Origin of the sequence: Pediococcus pentosaceus (genome assembly GCF_001437285.1) — a bacterium.
GTDB lineage: Bacteria > Bacillota > Bacilli > Lactobacillales > Lactobacillaceae > Pediococcus > Pediococcus pentosaceus.
Window position 1 is genome coordinate 1 of record NZ_JQBF01000009.1, and the last position, 20,330, is coordinate 20,330.

Annotated in this window: 17 protein-coding genes and 1 pseudogene; 6 read left to right on the forward strand and 12 right to left on the reverse strand. The window is 38.0% G+C overall.

Annotation, left to right across the window (positions count from 1 at the left end; all coding sequences use genetic code 11):
- The coding region (locus IV86_RS07770; RefSeq protein WP_056979521.1) for a GntR family transcriptional regulator at nt 1-1,020 on the reverse strand (1,020 nt) is incomplete at its 3' end.
- 272 nt (nt 1,021-1,292) lie between these two features.
- On the opposite strand from IV86_RS07770, the gene IV86_RS07775 reads away from it, so the two are divergent.
- Entirely contained in the window at nt 1,293-2,627 is a 1,335-nt protein-coding gene (locus tag IV86_RS07775; RefSeq protein WP_055125923.1) for a dihydrolipoyl dehydrogenase family protein, read from the forward strand.
- A 44-nt stretch (nt 2,628-2,671) separates the two neighbouring features.
- Here the strand turns inward: IV86_RS07775 and IV86_RS07780 are convergent, their stop codons facing one another.
- The 4 genes from IV86_RS07780 to IV86_RS07795 all read right to left on the reverse strand — a co-directional run bounded on the left by IV86_RS07780 (nt 2,672) and on the right by IV86_RS07795 (nt 6,967).
- Nucleotides 2,672-3,589, reverse strand: coding sequence for a dihydrodipicolinate synthase family protein (locus IV86_RS07780; RefSeq protein WP_002834350.1), 918 nt, complete (start codon nt 3,587-3,589; stop codon nt 2,672-2,674).
- 55 nt (nt 3,590-3,644) lie between these two features.
- Nucleotides 3,645-5,159 carry a sodium:solute symporter family protein gene (locus IV86_RS07785; RefSeq protein ID WP_002834351.1) on the reverse strand — a complete coding sequence of 505 codons (1,515 nt, stop codon included), beginning with the start codon at nt 5,157-5,159 and terminating at the stop codon, nt 3,645-3,647.
- 198 nt (nt 5,160-5,357) lie between these two features.
- The gene (locus tag IV86_RS07790) at nt 5,358-6,086 is read right to left on the reverse strand and encodes a sugar phosphate isomerase/epimerase family protein (RefSeq protein ID WP_002834352.1); all 729 of its coding nucleotides are present in this window, start codon (nt 6,084-6,086) and stop codon (nt 5,358-5,360) included.
- A gap of 14 nt (nt 6,087-6,100) precedes the next feature.
- The gene (locus IV86_RS07795) at nt 6,101-6,967 is read right to left on the reverse strand and encodes an ROK family protein (protein ID WP_036673260.1); all 867 of its coding nucleotides are present in this window, start codon (nt 6,965-6,967) and stop codon (nt 6,101-6,103) included.
- A 308-nt stretch (nt 6,968-7,275) separates the two neighbouring features.
- Here IV86_RS07795 and IV86_RS07800 point away from each other — a divergent pair, with 308 nt between their 5' ends.
- Nucleotides 7,276-7,965 (forward strand): N-acetylmannosamine-6-phosphate 2-epimerase, encoded by a 690-nt coding sequence (locus tag IV86_RS07800; RefSeq protein WP_023439852.1) that lies wholly within the window; start codon nt 7,276-7,278, stop codon nt 7,963-7,965.
- A 101-nt stretch (nt 7,966-8,066) separates the two neighbouring features.
- The gene (locus IV86_RS07805) at nt 8,067-8,879 is read left to right on the forward strand and encodes a MurR/RpiR family transcriptional regulator (protein ID WP_004166877.1); all 813 of its coding nucleotides are present in this window, start codon (nt 8,067-8,069) and stop codon (nt 8,877-8,879) included.
- A 66-nt stretch (nt 8,880-8,945) separates the two neighbouring features.
- On the opposite strand, the gene IV86_RS07810 is transcribed toward IV86_RS07805, so the two are convergent.
- Entirely contained in the window at nt 8,946-9,623 is a 678-nt protein-coding gene (locus tag IV86_RS07810; RefSeq protein WP_004166878.1) for an MgtC/SapB family protein, read from the reverse strand.
- A gap of 375 nt (nt 9,624-9,998) precedes the next feature.
- On the opposite strand from IV86_RS07810, the gene IV86_RS07815 reads away from it, so the two are divergent.
- Both IV86_RS07815 and IV86_RS07820 read left to right on the forward strand, forming a co-directional pair.
- The gene (locus IV86_RS07815) at nt 9,999-10,802 is read left to right on the forward strand and encodes a hypothetical protein (protein ID WP_023439845.1); all 804 of its coding nucleotides are present in this window, start codon (nt 9,999-10,001) and stop codon (nt 10,800-10,802) included.
- A gap of 101 nt (nt 10,803-10,903) precedes the next feature.
- On the forward strand, nt 10,904-12,034 hold the full coding sequence (locus tag IV86_RS07820; RefSeq protein WP_056979522.1) for a hypothetical protein: 1,131 nt from the start codon (nt 10,904-10,906) through the stop codon (nt 12,032-12,034).
- Nucleotides 12,035-12,116: 82 nt separating this feature from the next.
- Here IV86_RS07820 and IV86_RS08815 read toward each other — a convergent pair.
- Both IV86_RS08815 and IV86_RS07825 read right to left on the reverse strand, forming a co-directional pair.
- Nucleotides 12,117-12,287: pseudogene (locus IV86_RS08815) on the reverse strand (DUF2188 domain-containing protein); the annotation flags it as partial.
- Between the two features lie 12 nt (nt 12,288-12,299).
- Entirely contained in the window at nt 12,300-13,193 is an 894-nt protein-coding gene (locus tag IV86_RS07825; protein WP_056979523.1) for an SDR family oxidoreductase, read from the reverse strand.
- A gap of 109 nt (nt 13,194-13,302) precedes the next feature.
- On the opposite strand from IV86_RS07825, the gene IV86_RS07830 reads away from it, so the two are divergent.
- Complete coding sequence (locus tag IV86_RS07830; RefSeq protein ID WP_029257647.1) at nt 13,303-14,208, forward strand: CorA family divalent cation transporter; 906 nt, start codon at nt 13,303-13,305, stop codon at nt 14,206-14,208.
- Here IV86_RS07830 and IV86_RS07835 read toward each other — a convergent pair.
- The 4 genes from IV86_RS07835 to pfkB form a co-directional block, all read right to left on the reverse strand.
- Nucleotides 14,198-16,114: a fructose-1,6-bisphosphatase gene (locus tag IV86_RS07835; protein WP_002834296.1), complete on the reverse strand. Its 1,917-nt coding sequence runs from the start codon at nt 16,112-16,114 to the stop codon at nt 14,198-14,200. The two genes, IV86_RS07830 and IV86_RS07835, sit on opposite strands and share 11 nt — an antisense overlap.
- Nucleotides 16,115-16,284: 170 nt before the next feature.
- Nucleotides 16,285-17,277, reverse strand: coding sequence for a tagatose-bisphosphate aldolase (gene lacD, locus IV86_RS07840; RefSeq protein WP_002834297.1), 993 nt, complete (start codon nt 17,275-17,277; stop codon nt 16,285-16,287).
- Nucleotides 17,278-17,392: 115 nt separating this feature from the next.
- Complete coding sequence (locus tag IV86_RS07845; RefSeq protein ID WP_029257646.1) at nt 17,393-19,285, reverse strand: fructose-specific PTS transporter subunit EIIC; 1,893 nt, start codon at nt 19,283-19,285, stop codon at nt 17,393-17,395.
- Nucleotides 19,282-20,217 carry a 1-phosphofructokinase gene (gene pfkB, locus IV86_RS07850; RefSeq protein WP_056979524.1) on the reverse strand — a complete coding sequence of 312 codons (936 nt, stop codon included), beginning with the start codon at nt 20,215-20,217 and terminating at the stop codon, nt 19,282-19,284. Before pfkB ends, IV86_RS07845 begins: the two co-directional genes overlap by 4 nt.
- Between the last annotated feature and the right edge of the window lie 113 nt (nt 20,218-20,330).

Genomic DNA, 20,330 nt, shown 5'->3' on the forward strand with positions numbered 1-20,330 from the left:
TTCATAGGGACGACCTTCGATGATATCAAAAATCGTCTTGGCAGCGTCTCTACCCATTGTTTCCTTCGGATGTTCAACTGTACTTAGTTTGGGAGAAATATATTTAGCCAATTTATAATTATCAAACCCAAAAATTGAAATATCTTCTGGAATCTTTAATCCCATGGAGCGGACTAAATCTATCACCCGAATGGCAATTTGATCATGATAACAGATAATCGCTGTTGGCCGATCTGGACGCGCTAAAATGCTTTCGATTCGAGTAAATACATTGTGCATGTTATCAGATGATTGGTACATCACCATTTCACTTAACATCACTAAATCTCGATGTTCCTGGTATGCACTAATGTAACCCTTCATTCGATGGACACCCTGTGTATCATCAATTTTAAAAATTCCCAGTATCTTTTCGTGACCCATCCCAATTAACTTGTTGGTAACTTGGCGTTCCGCCTCATAATCGTTAACTTCCAAGTACGGGAAATCTAACTCGGGATAGTGCGCATTAATGAATACCGTGGGTAATCCTGTCTCTTTGAGCTTATCGTATAAGTCTCGATTAGGATTTCCAAGAGCACTTTGTGTTGGTTCAATAATCAAGCCTGATAGGCCAATTTCCATCATTTTTTTAATTCCTTTACGTTCTTTCTGAGGATCGTTTTGGGTGTTACTAATCAAAATCGAATATCCTTCAGCAGAAACGTAGCGGTCAATCCCCGTAATAATGTTTGGAAAAATATAATCTGCTATATGCGTTGAAATTACCCCAATCATTTTTCCTTCGATGGGTTTATTTATATATTTTTGCCAATCATCTACAAACATTCCACCGCCTTGAATACGGTAAACGTAATGATCCGTTTCAAGATCACCAATCGCTCGTCTGATTGTATATCTGCTAACGCCATACTGTTCCATTAAACTGGCTTCGGTTGGCAACCTGTCATTAATAGAATAATATCCAGATAATATTTTTTCTTTAATATCTCGTTTTACAACGTCGTATTTATTTTCCATATCTATACCTACTCTGTTAAAATACTTCCCCTATCTATAGTAACATTTCACCAAGATTTTATCGTATATTAGGTATAACTTTTAAGATTACCAAATAAATTTGTCCGGACAATTTTTAAGAGTACATGTTTTAGTCCCCAAGCTTACTACACAACCATATTTTTTGCCTTTTTCCCAGTTGCAATCGCTTGCAACTCGACCCTATCCTCTGCTATGCTCGTGCCAACAATGGTAATTGTTTATTCACCTAAATTTAGGATGGAGGTAATTAAATGACTGAAAGTTATCAATTTGATGTTTTGTACTTAGGCGCGGGGCATGGTGCCTTCGACGGGGCGGTTCCACTAGCTAATAGTGGTAAAAAAGTCGCCATCGTCGAAGCGGACAAAATCGGAGGAACTTGTCCAAACCGTGGATGCAACGCGAAAATTACGCTGGACAACCCGGTTCAACTTTTACGCCACCAAGAACGCCTTGATGGCATTGTAAATGGTGACTTAAAACTGGATTGGACTGCCAATGTAGAACATGAACACGAAGTCATCGACGGCTTGCCGGACATGATTACTGGTCTACTCGACTCTGTTGACATCGAAATTATTCACGGTCGTGGAAAATTTGTTGATGCTCACACCATCGAAGTGGATCAACAGCGCTACACCGCTGACAAAATCGTGATTGCAACGGGGCTACGTCCCCACCATCTAGATGTTATGGGATCAGAACTTACGCATGACAGTACTGATTTTATGAACCTCAAGCATCTTCCTGAAAATATCGTAATTATTGGCGCGGGCTATATTGGCATGGAATTTGCCACGATTGCCAATGCTGCCGGCGCGAACGTCACTGTACTTTTACGCCATAATCGGGCGTTGCGCAAGTTTAATCAAGATTACGTAAAACAAGTCATTGCCGACCTCGAAAAACGAGGGGTGAAGTTCATTTACAACGCTCAGGTGGATCGTTTTGAGGAAGACGGTTCTCATTTTACCGTGTCTTATAACGATCACGAAACCCTCACCACCGACTGGATTTTGGATGCTACCGGACGAATTCCTAATATCGAAAACATCGGATTAGACGAAGTAGGCGTTAGTTACAATGCTAACGGGATCGAAGTTAACGATCATCTCCAAACTAACATTGATAACATCTATGCTTCTGGTGATGTGCTTGATAAAGAACAGCCTAAGCTCACCCCGACTGCGATCTTTGAATCTAGTTATTTAACCCAACTTTTCACAGGAAAGACTACTGACGCAATCAATTATCCGGCCATCCCAACCATTGTCTTTACCTCACCACAAATCGCACAGGTTGGTATGAGCGTCGAAGAAGCTCAGCAAAATCCTGATTACACCATTAAAACTAATCATCTTCCTGACGGATGGTTCCGCCAAGTTGATAAGGAAACAATTGGTGATAACACCTTGATTTACGATCAAGACCATCATCTTGTAGGAGCAGCTGAAGTTAGTGAACATGCTGCCGATGCAATTAATGTTTTATTACCAGCAATTGAGTTCCAATATACAGCTGAACAACTAGGCCGCATCGTACCGCTCTTCCCTACTTTGGGAGCGGACGTCTGGTCACAGATTTAAAAAAAAACGCTGAGCCTCTTTTAAGGAGACTCGGCGTTTTTTTATTATTTAGTAAATTCAGCAATTGCATCATCAATATGTTGCCGTACTACCTCAACATGATCCATTTCATCATCTTCTACATGTGGTAAAGGATTACGTGCTCGTCCTACACTTACCCCACGTTTAGCTAAGATTAACTTCATCACATCATATAAATTACCTTTAAATGATGTCAATTCTGAAATTAAATCATTAATTTTAAGTTGAATTTGAAGAGCTTTTTCAAGTTCACCTTCACGAACGCACCGATCCGCTTCCATTAACAATTCTGGATAAACACCGTAAGTTCCACCTATACCTGCATCGGCCCCCATTACGCGTCCACCTACAAATTGTTCATCTGGCCCGTTGAAAACAATATTGTCTTTACCAGCACGTAATTTCCACATATTGATATCCATTACTGGCATAGATGAATTCTTAACCCCAATAACTTGTTCTTTTGCCATCATACGTTTAAATAAGTTTTCTGATAGTGCATAACCGGTTGTTTGCGGAATATTATATATAATGAAATCTAAATTAGTTACTTCCATCATGCTTGTCCAATATGCTTCAATTGCGTGTTCAGGTAATCCAAAGTAAATTGGTGGGATTGCAGCAAGGGCATCCACTCCAATACTTTCAGCATGCTTTGCTAACTCGATGCTGTCACGCGTTGAAGGAGCGGCAACATGAGCAATAATAGTCATCTTACCACCCACAGCTTCCATCACATTTTCTAAAACTAGTTTGCGTTCCGCAACTGTTTGATAGATACATTCACCTGATGAACCTCCTACATAGAGCCCCTTAACCCCTTTTTCTAAATAATACTTAGCTAATTTTTGAACCCGTTCTGGACTAATATTTCCTTCATCATCATAACAAGCATAAAATGCGGGGATAATACCTTTGTATTTTTCTAAATCTCTAATCATTATATAGTTCTCCTTCAAATAAAATTTTTTAAAAGTTATAAACAAATTTAATTAATCAATCTTTCACTTTAATTTTGACATCTTTATTAATTGTCCTGAATGTCAGGCCAGTAATGTCTTGTTTGTGACCAGGTTTTAACAAGCTAAATATATACCCTAAAATCATCGCTCCCAAAAATCCGACCACACTCACAAATAGAGCATTAACACCATGTGTTTGGATGAAATAACAAATAACTGTTGTAACAATCATTCCTACCGTAGCTCCAAATCCATTAGCACGCTGACTTAAAATCCCCAAAGCAAAGATTCCGGCAATCGGTACCCCAAATAACCCAAAGAGTGATAAATAAGTATCGATCATATCGGAACTGTGGAGTTTAATAAGCACTAATGTAACTAGTAGGCCTAAAAAGCCACAAATTAAAATACTTAAACGGGTCAATTTCATACTCATTGCATCGCTCTTATCTTTCATAAATCTTTTCTGAATATCTGTCACTAGACAAGCAGCGGTACTATTTAAACTAGATGCAATGGTTGCTTGGGAGGCAGCAAAAATTGCAGCAATGATTAAGCCAGCTATTCCGGCTGGAATTTCTGTTAAAACAAAGTAAGGCACTAAAGCCGACGTATTAAATCCCTGCGGTAAGCTTCCTCCATGTGTATAAAAACTATAGATTACAGTTCCCATACCGTAAAAAAGAGGGATTGTTATTAAAGAAAGTAATGCGTTAGTCCAAATTGATTTAGCAATATGCTTGTTATCCGTTGATGTGGTATAACGTTGAACCACATCTTGACTGGCAGTGTATTGATACAAAGTATTAAAAATTTGTCCCAAAAGAATGATTGGTACAGTTGACTTAGTTACACTCCAAACAAAGTCAGCTTTAGTCAGAATTTTACCTTTATTTGCAATATCATTTGCTACAGTAGCAAAACCGCCATGTGTACCATGTACGGCAAAGAAAATTATTAATACTGCACCAACTAAGAGTAAAATCCCTTGAATAACATCACTCCAAATTACACCTTCCATCCCACCATGATAGGTGTAAATAATACAAAGAATTGTAATTAAGGATGCGATTAAATAAGGATTAATGTTAATAATTGACTGCAAAGCTACAGTTGGTAAATAAATCACAATCGCGATTCGACCTATGTGAAATAAAATGAACAAAATGCTGCTAAATACACGTAAGAAAGGGTTGAATCGAAATTCTAAGTATTCATAGGCCGTTGTAACCTTTAATTTAGAAAAGAAAGGTATGTAGTACTTAATTAAAATTGGAGTAATTAGAAAAATTGCTAAATTTCCAAAAGCATATGCCCAATTAGTCAAAAATGATTTTTCTGGAGTGGACATATAAGTGATTGCGCTCAATGTTGTGGCAAAAATACTGAATCCAACTGCCCAAGCTGGCACATTACTAGTACTAGCTTTAAAAAATTCTTCTGAATTTTTGGAACTCTTCTTACTAAAACTCAGTCCGATTAGCAACATAATAATTAAATATGCAATCAAAACTAGCCAATTTAAAGCTCCAAAACCTTGTTTAACCATCTAGAAGCCTCCGTATTCTACGAAATGTAATTGATTGTGCTTCGTCTTAAACAGCATTTTTAAATACTCAAATGCAAATAAAAAATGCCACAAAAACTTGCACCGCTCTTAGTAGCATGCAACTTTTGTGACAATTGAATTTCGTTAACTATTACAAGATCATTGTAACCGATTACATTTTAAATGTAAACTATTTTTTTAATTTATTTCGTCGTTAACTTTTTTCATTTCAAGTTCCAACTGATCAGGAACGATATCATATTCTAAAAAAATAGGTATTGTTCTATCTAAATTTTTTACTAATGATTTCCACGCTGTATCTCCGTCATCTAGCATTACCGTAGCTTTTTCCCTAATATCTTTTAAATGGAATACAGTTATGTACTTTTTTAAAGCTAAAAAGGCTTCTTCAGGACGTTCATTCACCCAGTACCAATTTCCTGAATCAAATGTGTATCCTAGTTCTGGTACTTTGTTTAACAAAGTTATCAAATTATTTTTAAATACATTAATAGTTCCATTAATATTGGGTTGATTTTCAACGGTTACTTTTACTTCACTGTCTCGCAAAGCAGTTCGCAACTTCATTAAAGAATTTTCGTCTAGATTTTCAAATGAACCTAAGCTAATCTTTAAACCTCGAATGTGATGCCGTTCAGAAAGTTTTAAGTAATCAAAAATAGTTTGGTTAAGTCTGCCATTAGTAAATAATTCTTCTGGAATTGAAAAATAAAAGTCCCAACTTTGTTTTTGACATAATTGATCAATTTTATCTAGTTCAACCTCACGAGTGTCGCCTTGAAATAATTCTCCGCGAACTTCAACATTTGCTAAAGGTTCTCCAACTAATTGTTTCAAACATTGGTATTGACTAGCACCTTGTTGAATTTGATTTAAAAAAACTGCTGTATTAATTGATACTTGCATAGTAATTTTCCCCTCTAAGCTTTATTATTCAATAAAGGTACAATTGCCCCAATCAACTGGGCATTATTTCCCTGTTTAGCCGTACTTAATTTAGTCTGGTTGAAATTAAGTGGTAATAAATTTGTTAGTGTCTCATTCAAAAGACCTAATAGGTAATCTCCCTGAGCAGAAACAGCGCCTCCAATAACAATGTAATTTGGATCAAATAGTACAATGATTTCAGCTAAACCTCTTGCTACTTCCTTTACCCAAGCTTTAATAATGTCAATAAATGGCATCTGATTTTGTTTTGCTTTTTCGAAAGCTTCAACCACCGTAGTATTATATTCCGCAAGGCGAGCTTCCAAAGTTAGTGTTGATGCTCGCTGTTCATAATTTGTCCCTGTTTTAATATCAAACAAGGAATAACCAATTGAGTTACTCTTACCATGTGCTCCACCTATCAATTCGCCATGACGGTAATGCGCACCTCCAATTCCGGTTCCCAATGCAATACAATAGACGTCCTCCTGATCTAAATTTCTAGCATAAACTTCACCTAATAATGCGGCATCAACATCATTGATTACACTAACTGGTGTTTTACTTCGGCTTGATAGAGCGGATTTTATTGGCGTATTAATATAATTTGGAATCGTTGGTCCAGCATATTGAATACTGCCGTCTTTACCAACTATTCCTGCCGTACTAACTCCAATCCCACATAATTCTATTTCCTTTTGTATCGACATGGTTACTTCTTCCAAAGTTTTTAAGATATGATTGTCGATATTCTTTTTAGTGTCAAACTTGCCATATCGTAATATTTCCAAATCCTCATTAATCACACTATACTTAATAGTCGTTCCACCGACATCGAATGCAAGATAATTTCTTTCCATTCCGAATTCCTCCGTTCTATGGCGCATCGTTAATAGCGCTTTCATATTAACATTTGTTTTTATTTTTCACAATTAAAAAAAGTGAAAAATATTTTTACACTTACTGCCGTAGATGATTAACCCACCTAATGAAAATTATTATCATTTTATACCATTGCAATATTTTTTAACTCGTTGTATATTTACTGCGATGATTGAATTAAACGTTAACTATTACAAAACTAACTTTGATTAAATCACTATTTCAAATCACATATTTAATATTGCTATATTTCACCTAAATTTGATAAAAGAGAAGTGTCAGTATTATGAAAAATAATTTTTTTGAGGCGGTTAAAGGTAAGTTAATTATTTCATGTCAGGCTTTGCCTAATGAGCCATTGCATAGTTCTTTTATTATGGCTCGTATGGCAAGGGCAGCTAAAATGGCCGGGGCGGCTGGTATTCGTGCGAACTCTGTTGTGGATATTCAAGCAATTCAAGATGAAGCCGGATTACCGATGATCGGAATCGCAAAAACAGATTATCCTGATTCCGATGTTTTTATTACCCCCACTTTAAAGGAAATGCGGGCTGTGGCAGCTACTGGTGTCGAAGTTGTCGCTTGCCAAGTAACTGGTCAACGCCGACCCCATGATGAAAAACTTGCGGAAATCGTTCAACAATTCCGGACAGAATTTCCTAATACATTATTGATGGCTGACACTGATACCATTGAAAATGCACTTGAGGCAGACCGCTTGGGATTTGATATGATTGGAACCACGATGCGTGGTTACACGCCGGCCACCCAAGGTATGAATATTGCTGATCATGATTTTGAATATTTGAAGGAATTACGTTCCCAAGTTACGCGACCAATTATTGCTGAAGGAAAAATTGATACTCCCGAAAAACTAAAACGTTGTTTAGAATTAGGCTGCCACGCGGTCGTTGTTGGTGGCGCGATTACTCGTCCCTTGGAAATTGCCACTCGTTTTATTGAGGCCATTAAATAGGACCCCTGTATTAAAGACTGGAATACTTGAAAAAAGTTCCAGTCTTTTTTATTTTCAGCGTATAATTAATACTAATCAAACCTAATCTAGGAGGATTTTTTATGAACATCATTGACGTTGTGGAGCAAAAATACCCATCTTTATCGCGTCAAGAACGCAAAATCGCTCTAAAAGTCATCCAGCATCCCGCCGATGTCAAAAAGATGAATATCAATACTTTATCGAAAAAGGCCGAAGTTAGTACCGCCACCGTAACGCGCTTTGTTAAAAAGATGGGATATCCCGACTTCAGTCAATTTAAGTTAGGTTTGGCTGAAGCAACTTCAAATATTACCGAAAATGTTGATAATGCACCTCTTCCAGATCAGGTCACAGATTTTTACAATCAAATGATTACTGGAACTTGGAAACGTATCAATCAAAAAACTTTAAATCAAGTGGCGATGCTTATTAAAAATGCTCCCCGCGTCTTTATTTTTGGTTTAGGTAGCTCGGGTTACAATGCGCAAGAATTATCTCAACGGCTAATGCGGATGGGGATTAATGCTTTCGCTCCTTCTGATAGTCACACCATGTATATCAGTAGTAGCATTATGCAAAAAGATGACCTCCTAATCGTTCTATCTGTTTCTGGCAAATCGAACGAAGTCAATGAAGCCGTTGCTGTTGCTAAACAACACCAGCTAAAGGTCGTCTCCATCACTGCTTTTGATGATAGTCCCTTAGCCGAAATGAGTGATTACCAATTGTCCGTTCAATACAGCGAATTTGTTGATAATACTCAATTTATCAACTCCCAACTGGGTGTGGTTTATATCATCGATATCCTTTCAACCATGCTATTGCAAAATGAAACTTATAAAGCTCGCTATCAACAAACTGTTGCGGCGATTTTAAATCGGAAAATGAAATAAATTAAAAAAGATTTCAGCAGGGTAAATAACTCACCTTCGCTGAAATCTTTTCATTTATATTTATTTTCAATCTTCTCGCCGGACCTCAACCACCGCCGTATTTTCAGCTATCCGCATTAATACTGAGTCAATATTATTTTCAGCTGATAAGACCCCTTCCAACTCGACTGTAATCCGATTGTCATTGATATTACTAATCGAAAAAGTATTTTTTCTAAAGCCCCCCTCATTGAACATTTTTTGAATGGTCTTCAGTGAAGTCGAGTCATTTTTCATGATGATTTGGCAATGAAAATGCTTGCGCTTCAGCAAGTATTTCAACATGATGTTATCGCGAAAGAGATACTGTGAAGCCACAATCAAAACAGCAGCCGTGAAACCGATAAAATACAAACCTGAACCAATCGCCATTCCTACCGCCGCCGTCGCCCAGACTCCCGCAGCAGTGGTCAATCCGTTCACTCCTTCACCACGCACCAAGATTGTTCCAGCGCCAATGAAACTAATTCCACTAATAATTTGCGCCGCAATTCGTGAGGGATCCAGTCCGATGCCGCGACTTTGCAACAAATCATAAAACCCATATTTTGAAATTAGCATGGTTAACGCCGCTCCCAGCGCCACGATAATATGCGTTCGAATCCCGGCGTTTTTTAATCTGGCCGAACGTTCATAACCGATAAACGCCCCGCAAATTGCTGCGATTACTAGCCGACCGAGTCCTTCTAGGTCATTCATATCCATTTACAACACCTTCATTCACTTTTCTATATCATCTCACGCCCATTCTAACACCGCTTTCCAAGCCAAATGAACTTTTAGCCTGTCACCCACTTCAACTATTCTTATAGCCAGCACTATCGATACCGTGCGTGTAAAGTGGTATAGATTTCATTTTTGCTATCTTAGTAGCGATTTTTAGATAATAAATCCATATCATTTTCAATCGGTCTAAAAAATATTTTTTATTTAAAACAAACGTTATAGAGTCCACAAAGAAGACGCTTTTATTAAATGTCACCTGCAAAATCATACTTGTTAACGATACTTCTCTCTGGTACTATTTTACGTATTAATTTTTTTTACAAATAATCATTCTCAGGAGGACATTATATTCGGATGGAACTAAAACTGAACTACTACGATGAATTCCAGCAGCTCAGCTCAAAGCAAATTTTTACTGATCGTAATCCACAAAATTGGAACTTACCGCTGATTAAAAACGCTAAGATTTGTGGTGATACAACGGTGTATCTTCATGATATTAGCGCGTGGAACATTCCTGGAGAGACGCTCATTATTGATACAGAACGCCCGCCCCATACTACAGATCAGTCTACTAGAAAATTAATCCGAGATTTTTTACGCTCCCAACCTTGTCGGGATATTTTTATTCGCATGATGACCGATCATCTCAATATCACGCAAGCACGCCCCATTGTTTTTGGCACTTTTCGTGTGGTTCCTTTGAACGGAACAACCCGTGGTTCTGCCGATTGGGTGTTTGCACATCGACTAAGAGATCTCTATGCAGATCCCGAAGATAGTCGCTTTTCCTTTCTTAATTTTGATGACGGTAAGAAAAGCCTTCAGGTTCACGTTCCATTCACTGAATCTATGATTTGCAGTAAATTAACTAAAGCACAACATATTTCAGAATTAACTTATGATCTAATGCAGGGATTTGCTGATATCTTCGGTATGACCGTTCTTAAACCTAAAAATGAGGTGTCTTGCCAGATTGATCGCCGAATTCAAACTAAGGAACATCCCGAACTATTACCAATTGATGAAACCCTGATTGACCTAGCTGCTCACCTATTTACCATCGCCAGCGAGATTCTATTAGATGGCCCAGTTATTTCTACTAAAGCTGCTAAAAAACTATTAATGGACCCTGCGTACGATTTATGGCGTTTATAGAATAAATTTCATCCAAATCTAACCCAAAACCAGTATAATAAACTATAATTATACATATATTATGAGTTATTAAGTAACTAGTCTCTGGGGGATTTTTGTTTATGAAGAATACAGTACTAAAATGGATCGAACAACTTAAGGAGCGATTCCATCCGCAACAAGAGGACCATCAGCCTTTTGTCGATGACGAACTCTATTTGGGAAGTCGAAGTCGCAAACGTCGTGCTCGCAGAAGAAGTATTAAACGTTTAAGCACCTGGGTCGCTGGTTTAATTGTCGCTTTCTTATTAATCTTTGGCATTTATCGAGGGATTTCACATTTTAGTTCATCCCACCGAGCCGCCCGTCTAAATGAAGAAATTGGTCAGTTATATACTGATAATCGTCACGCTGATTTAAAAGATTCGGTAACTCAAACTAAGCTAGATAAGCTCAAGTCTGATGTTGACAGTTTAAAACATTATAAGAACATCGATTCCTTGCGTGCCAAACAAGTAGCTGCACAAAATGCTTATGATGTTCGCGCTGATTACAGTCATCTTTTCAATAAACAAACTCGCGTTGCTTTAAACGTGACAACTAAAAAGGTTGACCATCAGTTGAAAAACTTAAAGCAAAAAAAGGTACCCGCTCAATTTAGAACTAACTATACTAAACAGTTAAAAGACGTCCGCAAGATTGTCGTTATGGCGGATAAACTTAGCAAACGTTATAAAGTTATTATGAAAGCTCGTAAAAACAATCTTTCCGTTGACGTGACTACAGTAGAAAAATTGATTAAGGACATGAGTAAAAACCAAAAATCACAGAAAACAGTTGATCAACAAACTAAGTTAATTAGTTTGAAGACGGTCATTAATAAGGAAGATAAACAAGCTGCTAAGGCCGCCAAAGCGGCTGCGGAAGCCGCTGCACGGGCAGAAGCTATTGCAGCTGCCGAAAGAGCGGCCGCTGAATCTTCACGGGCTGAATCTGAATCAACTTCGAAGGCCGCTTCCAAGGCTGAATCTGAATCTTCTAGTGCAGCTAAAGCATCTTCTGAAGCCGAAGCTAAATCCGAGTCAGAAGCTGAAGCTGCCGCTGAAGCCCAAGCTAATGCTAACGCCCAGACAAGTACCGATGCATCTGACAGCACTAACGATGCAGGTACCACTAATAATACTCAGGCATATTACAACTTTAGTATCAGCGGCACCGATTCTCAAACTAACACTTCAAATACCAGTTACTAATTTAAAAGAGCTATAACCAAAGGTCGCTCGTCGAATTATCGACTCCCACGTCCGCTTGATTACAGCTCTTTTTTATTTGCTATTTATCGTGATTTTCAGCCCATTTTTCGGCCTGACTGATCCCAATTGGAATCGCACGGTCTTCATCATAGCCTTCATCTAAAAGTGCGTTAGCAATTTCAATTGCTTTATTCCGCACGGTTTCTGACAAGTTTTTCATCGACTCTGGATAATCTTTTTTCGTCCATGGCATATGACTTTCCCCTTATAAGTTGATGTGTTCTCCACCAGTAACACCATATATTTGGGCAGTAGTATAACTTGCTAAGTTAGAAGCCAATAAGACATACGTTGGAGCTAGTTCAGCCGGTTGACCTGCCCGACCCATTAATGATTTTTGTCCAAATTCTGGGATAGCTTCCTCCGGCTGTCCGTGATCTAACTGAATTGGTGTCCAAATTGGGCCTGGTGCGACACCATTTACCCGAATTCCGTCTTCGATTAACTGCTGAGCTAAGTTGATGGTAAAATTAGCGATTGCTGCCTTCGTTGCCGCATAGTCCAACAATTGGCTACTTGGATTAAAGGCTTGGACCGAAGTCGTAGTAACGATGGCGCCTCCCGCTGGAATGTGTGGTTTAGCCGCCTTCACTAGGACCAACATTGCCACCACGTTCACTTCGAAACTGTCTCTAATTTGTTGCACGGGGAGGTCATCAATCTTTTTATGGGCAATTTGTTGGCCGGCATTCAACACCATCGTGTCTAAACCGCCCAACTCTTCAACCACGCGATCAACCACTTCTTGAGGGGCCTTTTCGTCTCGGAAATCGTATGGCAATAAAACTGCCTTTCGGCCCGCTTTTTCGATGTATTCCGCGACTTCCTTCGCATCTGAATCTTCTCCAGGGAAATACTGGATGGCAACGTCTGCTCCTTCGCGAGCGAAGGCAATTGCAGCCGCTCGACCGATTCCTGAATCACCACCGGTTACTAACGCTTTACGATCTAGCAATAGTCCGTGACCTTCGTAAGTTTCTTCACCACAGTCTGGTTTAGGTCGCATCTCACTCTGTAGTGCTGGTGTATCCTGTTGTTGTTTTGGAAATTCTTCTGTATGATACAACTTTCGTGGATCCTTTAAATCTGGTTTACTCATTAATTCACTCCCTTTCTTTTGTAATTCAAATTCTAATCGAATAGAATTGCTTTATAAAGTAATATGCTTCAACGATGTAACCGTTTTACGAAAGGAGGATTAGCTCTATATGTCAACCAATTCGAATCAATTCGAAATTACCAAATTCAAAGACTTTAATGATCTTCAAAATCTAATTGAAAAGAATCGATTTCCGTCCAACATTGCAGCTGGGATCAAGACTCCGGAGGTTTTCCCACATACTTCCACGATTAAGGATGACAGCGGTAAAATCACCTACTTTGTAGGTCTCTGTAATTTAGTGATGACCAATCAAAAATCTGACTACGAAATTGTCCTAGACCCTTTAATTATTGTTTCGAGTCCTAATCAACTGAATTTTTTTGTTCGGGAAAACTCTAATACGGAAGCTGAGCTCCATCGTCTAACGCAGGCTATCCAACCTAGTTCGGCTGAAGCAATTATTGCCCATTTTCTATTGCATATTTATGATAACTATCGAACTAAATTGTCTCATATCAAGCTTCAACTAGAGTATCTCGAACAGCAATCAACCCAAACTACCCAGAATCAAGAATTAATTCAGCTTAAAAATGTTAAGAAGGATACCGTTCTTTTGGAACATACCTTAGAGACGCAACATCAGGCTTTAGAACACCTTTTCAAACTGGATGAATTTTCCAATAACCTCCAAGATGAAACGGTGATTTATAATATAAAAACCGCCGAACGTCAGATCACTAAACTAGTTGAAGTTTATCGTGATTTGATTGACGCAATCAGCGGTCTTTTTTCCGATATTATGAGTAACCATTTGAATCATTTAATGAAATATCTTGATTCAGCAGCGCTTATTATTTCCGTACCTTCCCTTATCGCGGGCCTCTGGGGCATGAACACCGGCGGCTTGCCCGGTCGACACACGAGCGTTGGCTTTTGGTCCATGGTTGCCGTTAGTGGTCTATTGGCCTTCATTACTTGGATTATCTTACGATTCAAAAAATTTAATGACTAATTTCATCCGTTTCCAAGAGGTATTTTAAATCATCGACTTGACGCTTCAATTCGGTCCCAATCGTGGTATCGGCAATGTTGCGTCGCGGTAAATCACGATCAATAATTCGTTTCAAACTAGTCGATTGCGTTTGCGATTCATACAAGTCATCAATACCTTGGAATGGCATGTGCGTTACAATCTGGAACCCGTACGAGTTATTAATTAATGTATATCCCGCAATCCCAGTCGATTTTTGATAAGCTTTGGATAGTCCACCATCGATTACGATAATTTGACCTCCACCTTTGATCGGCGACTCTCCTTCGCTGACTTTGACTGGAGTGTGCCCATTAATAATGTAACTATTACGTTCATCTAATCCAAATTTTCGTAAAATATAATGCGCAGTGGAAAGGCGATCTCTTAATTTAAAATAGGGGTTGTCGCCTTCCTTGTGAGTCGCCGAATCAGCAATAAAATATCGTTCAAAAGTGGTCATCGCCGTTCTACCAAAGAGGGGCGATTTTTTTCCAATCCAGCAATACCACATTAAATCGGTATCATCATCTTCATCACTCGTTTTCTTGGCTGCTCCAGCTCGAATGTGACGCTCGAAAAAGGTTAATAAATCTTTTCCAGCATATTTTTGACCATGATATTCAAATTGATCAAAATCACCATCTTCCGTTAGAGGAATACAGCCATGGTACAACAAATTATTATTGTAAATTAAATACATGCTTCCTTTTTCTAAAATGAAGTTCACATGCACCTTGATTTTAGGTGAATGTCTAAAGGAGTAACTCAAACTGTCAATGACTTCTTGTTCTTCCTTAGTGAGTTCATAAGGATGATCCGCATCAACCATTTGGAAACACCCATTTTCTAGCGGATATTCCTGATCTCCCAACTGAATTTTTCCTTGCTGAACTTCATCTAAAAAGAGCCGATCATCCATTTGAAATTCAGGTTGTCGTTTAATAACTTGTCCTTCTAACTTAAATTGGATAATGGTTAGCGCCTGATGAACTTGGGATAATAAATCCAAGTTGTTTTGGTCAAAGTCACCCGCCTTTGGATAAAAGGCGGGGTTAGCTTGATAATGTTGCGTGGCGAAAGTAAATAATGCTCGCAAATTAATACCATATTCCCGTTCCAAATCATAAATATAACCGTAGCGCGTGGCAATTCTAAATAACGTGGCAATGCAAGCTTGTGATCCTGCATAGCCTCCGAGCCAGAGCACATCGTGATTTCCCCATTGAAAATCTAACGAGTGGGCGTGCTCTAAAAGCTCTAACACTTGGTTGGATTTGCGGCCTCGATCAAAGACGTCCCCCACAATGTGAATATGATCAATCACCATTTTTTGAATCGTTCCAGCCAAGCTCTGAATCAAATCTTGGGCTCGGTCTAGCTCGATTATTTTACTAATAATCTGTTCATAATACTTTTGCTTGTTTTTTGGACTACCTTCTACATATAAAAGTTCTTCAATAATATACGCATACTTGGGTGGTAAACTTTTCCGTACTTTTGAACGAGAATACTTACTAGCACAGAATTGAGTGAGCCCAATCATGCGCGTAATCATCCCAAAATACCACTGCGTTAGTTCTTCTGCATCTTGTTCCAGTTGCCTTTTTTCTAAAGCATACTTCGGATAAGCTACAGTAAAATTCAATTCGTTTTTCTCTGTCTCATTCATTTCTGGAAAACAATCGTTGATCTTTTCTCGGATAATCCCCGCACCCGTTTTTAAAATGTGATTTAAGCCATCGTATTCACCGTGAATATCGCTGATAAAATATTCTGTACCTTTTGGTAAATTTAAAATAGCTTCTAAGTTGACGATTTCCGTTACAATTTCATCTTCGCTATTAAATTCCTTTTTCAATTCTTCAAAATATTTTTCTTTATACATTGGTATATATATCCTTTTTTGTTTTTTATTTGGAATTAATACCTTAGATGATAACATAAATAAAACCGCTTACAAACCAAACTTAACCGAACTTGTATTTTTGGTCTAGGGTTCAATATTTAAAAATAAAAATGCTTCATAACGAATTCGCTACGAAGCATCCTTTTTATTTACATCATTTTTGATAATTTTTCTTCAACTGAAGTTGCTGTAACCGCTAAAACTTCATTTAAATCTTCAATGTTCTTTTTACCTTGGGTTTGAAGCCATTGACGGCCAACTGCTTCGCTCTCTCCCGCAAATGGTTCGATGGCGTTACGCCAAGTTGCTCGGCCGCAAAGGACTCCATTGAATTTTGAACCTGCTTCGTGGGCAAATTTCAATTCTTCTTGGAATAGTTCAGCTGAAACCCCAGCACTGAGGAAGATAAATGGTAGATTGGTTGCATCACTTTGTTCCTTGTAGAACTTAGCTGCTTCTTCCTTACTATAAACTACGTCATCATCGTTTTCAGCGAAACCTTCAACGTAAGCTTGGTTAACTGGAACTTCCAGCTTCAGTACATCCACTCCATATTCAGGTTTTGAAAATTCTTTCGTCATTTCAATTACCTTGTGGGGTTTTACTGCAGCATATTCCTTGCCCTTCACATCGTCGTTTTCAGCGTCGTATGAAACCAATTCAAGGAAGAATGGCATGTCTTCGGCCTTACATTCATCCCCTAAACGTTCGATAAATGCGTGCTTACGTTCGTTTACGGCATCGCCTTCATCAACATCATAATATAGAAGGAATTTAACCGCATCCGCACCCAATTCTTTTAATTTTCGAACTGACCATTGATCCAAAATGTCTGGAAAACGTCCAGGTTCGGTTGCATCGTAACCTGTCTTTTCATAAGCAACCAATAAACCTGCATTTTCATCACGAACTCGGGCTGCTGGTATTCCATATTCTGGGTCTAATAGGATCCCACTAGCGTATGGGGTTAATTCTGAAGAAATCGCCACTTTAAAATCTTCGATTTCTTTTTGAGTAGCTTCATGTCCACTGGCTGCGCCAATCATTTTTTTCAACGATCCTCGTTGGTCGATTGCAAGGGCGCTAATCACACCATTTTTATCTGACAATGCTTTAATTCCACGTAATTTACCATTTTCCATTTGAAATACTCCCCTTCTCATCTGTACTGGTTGGTACCATTCAACAAAACCTATTTTAACTGGTTGGTACCACTTTGTCAAACGCTTTCATTTTAAACTGAAGTAGCCTTAATTTTTATTTTTTGAATAGTGCCGCTATTTCTTCAACCGATTTAGCATTTTTTAGTTCTTGAACAAAACTTTCATGCATTAGTAACTTAGAAACCGATGAAAGATATCGTAAATGATTACCACCTTGGTCACGTTCAGGAATTAAAAACGAAATTACCGTATCAACGGGTTGGTTATCAAAAGTTTTCCATTCAATCGGTTGTTTTAATTTCAGCACTAACATTGCAGACGTATTAATTGTATTATCTTGAGCATGTGGAATAGCGATGCCTTTTTCCATCCCGGTAGATCCTGCTGACTCACGTGCTAAATATTTATTGTATACCGCATTTGCATCTGAACTATATCCGTTACTTACAGATAAGTTTGATAGATACCGTAATAGTTCATCTCTAGATTCAACATCAACATTAACTTTAATATTATCTACAGTGAGGATACTATCTAAACTTTCGTCATTCACTTTACGCTCATTTGATACTTCTCTTTTATCTTCTAATGTTTTTTCTCCAACGTGAGCTTTATGACCATCAGCTAATGAAAGTAATAGCCCCGAAACAATTGCTCCAATTACAATAAACAAAACCCATAAAAATGGTTTATTAACCAAAGGTAGAACGATAAAACCACCATGTGGTGCTGGAACGCTAATTCTAGTTGTATAAGTTAAAATTGCTGCGATGGAAGATCCAACCATAAAAATTGGAATATTAATTAACGGATTTTTAGCCGCAAAAGGTATTGCTCCTTCCGTAATATGCGTTGATCCTAATAAGAAGTTAACATAACCAGCACTTCGCTCATTTTCAGAGTATGCTTTACGGTTAAAAAGTACTGAAAAGCCTGTAGCTAATGGCGGAGCTATGCAGGCCGCAGATACTCCAGCCATGAAAAAGTAATTTCCTTGTGCAAGCAAAGCTGTACCAGTTAGGTATGCAGCTTTATTGATTGGACCACCCATATCAGAAGCACACATAATTCCAATAATTAATCCCAAAACTAATGGACTAGAATTTTCCATTCCTTTTAAAAACGCCATCATGCCGGTATTAATATCTTTCATCGGTACCGACATATACCACATAATCGCACCGGAAATAAAAACTCCAATAACCGGAAATAGAAAAATTTGTTTTAAACCATCTAAAGATTTAGGCAATTTTTTAAATAAATGCTGTAATAAAACCACTGTGTATCCTGCAAGAAATCCTCCGACAATTCCTCCTAAGAATCCAGTACCATTGGTATAAGCAATCATTCCCGTTGCAAAACCAACTACTAAACCAGATCTTTTTCCAATTGCTTCAGCAATATAGGCACATAAAACGGGTACCATCAAATTCATTGCAAATCCGCCAATCGTATTTAGCAGTTGAGCAAATGAATTAAATTGAGCGCTATTCGGGTCGGCAGAATTGATACCCCAGAAAAAGGAAATAGCTGTTAATACCCCTCCAGCAACAACCAAAGGAAGCATATGCGAAACACCGTTCATTAAGTCTACATAGATACTGTGCCAGAAAGTTCCATTAGTTGTACTGATTTGATCTTCTTTATTATATTGGCCATTACTGTGGTATATCGGCACATCATCGTCCAATATCTTACTAACTAATTCATCCGGTTCTTTCATTCCTTTAGTTACTGAAACATTAATTAATCTTTTTCCATCAAATCTTTCAATATCAACGTCTTTATCAGCTGCTATAATGACTCCTTTAGCGTTGCTAATTTCTTCAGGCGTAAATTGATTTTCTGTACCGCCTTGTCCATGTGTTTCTACTTTAATTGAAACTCCTCGTTTCTTGGCGGCCTCTTCTAACGCTTCTTGGGCCATATAGGTGTGGGCAATTCCAGTTGGACAGCCAGTAGCTGCAATAATTGTATATTTTGTCATTTACTATCCCTCCTAACAGTTTCAATCTTAATTTGCTCGTTTAACTCCTCAACGTCTGAAAAATCAGTTAATCCTGCTTTAAATGCAGTTGAGCTTCCAGCAGCGATACTAAATTTCAAATTTTCTGCTAAGCTCTTTTGTTGGCACATTCCTGCTACGAAAGTTCCTAGCATAGTGTCACCAGAACATGCTGTATTCACTACTACTCCCTTAGGCGCTTCTCCACGTAAAACTGTATCTTTATTAACGAATAAGGCCCCTTCGCTTCCCATTGATAACAGGATATTTTTTGCTCCACAATCTATTAATTTTTCACAATATTTGATTAAGTCTTGCTGACTCAATATTTTCGAGCCAAACCATTTTTCTAATTCTTCGACATTTGGCTTAAGTAATTCCGGACCAAATGCTAACGTATCTAAAACTTCTTTATAATTCGTATCAATAATTAATTTGAATCTTTTAACTTTAGATAACTTTGCAATCTCAACTAAAATATTAGGATTGATACCTTCAGAAAAGCTACCCGAAATTATTAATATATCTTTACTTGTCAGCTTCTCAATCATCCTCATCAGTTCGGCAACTTGTTGCTTCGTAACATGGGGGCCACTATTTACTTCTTTATATTCCGTGTCCTCCTCTATGACTCTTGTAAAAACGTTAATTCTAGTAGGCTGGTCGGTATGAATAAATTTATTGGGGATCCCCCTCTTTGTTAAAGTATCCTCAATGAAAGAATTCGTGAAACCGCCGCCCACACCAAGCGCTGTATTATCAATTCCTAACATTTTTAAAATAAATGAAACATTCACTCCTTTTCCATTAGCCTGAATATCATAGTTATTCGTCCGATTAACCACTCTTGGTTTCAACTGTTGTGTTTCAATAAATAAATCAATTGCTGGATTTAATGTGCACGTATAAATCATTTCAAGCACCTCTTTCTTATACTCCTAATTCTAGCCTCATCCATAATGTAAATGTTTTCAAAAACTTTGTTATTTATGTTATTGTTGAAAAAGAATTTACAATCGGAGGGATT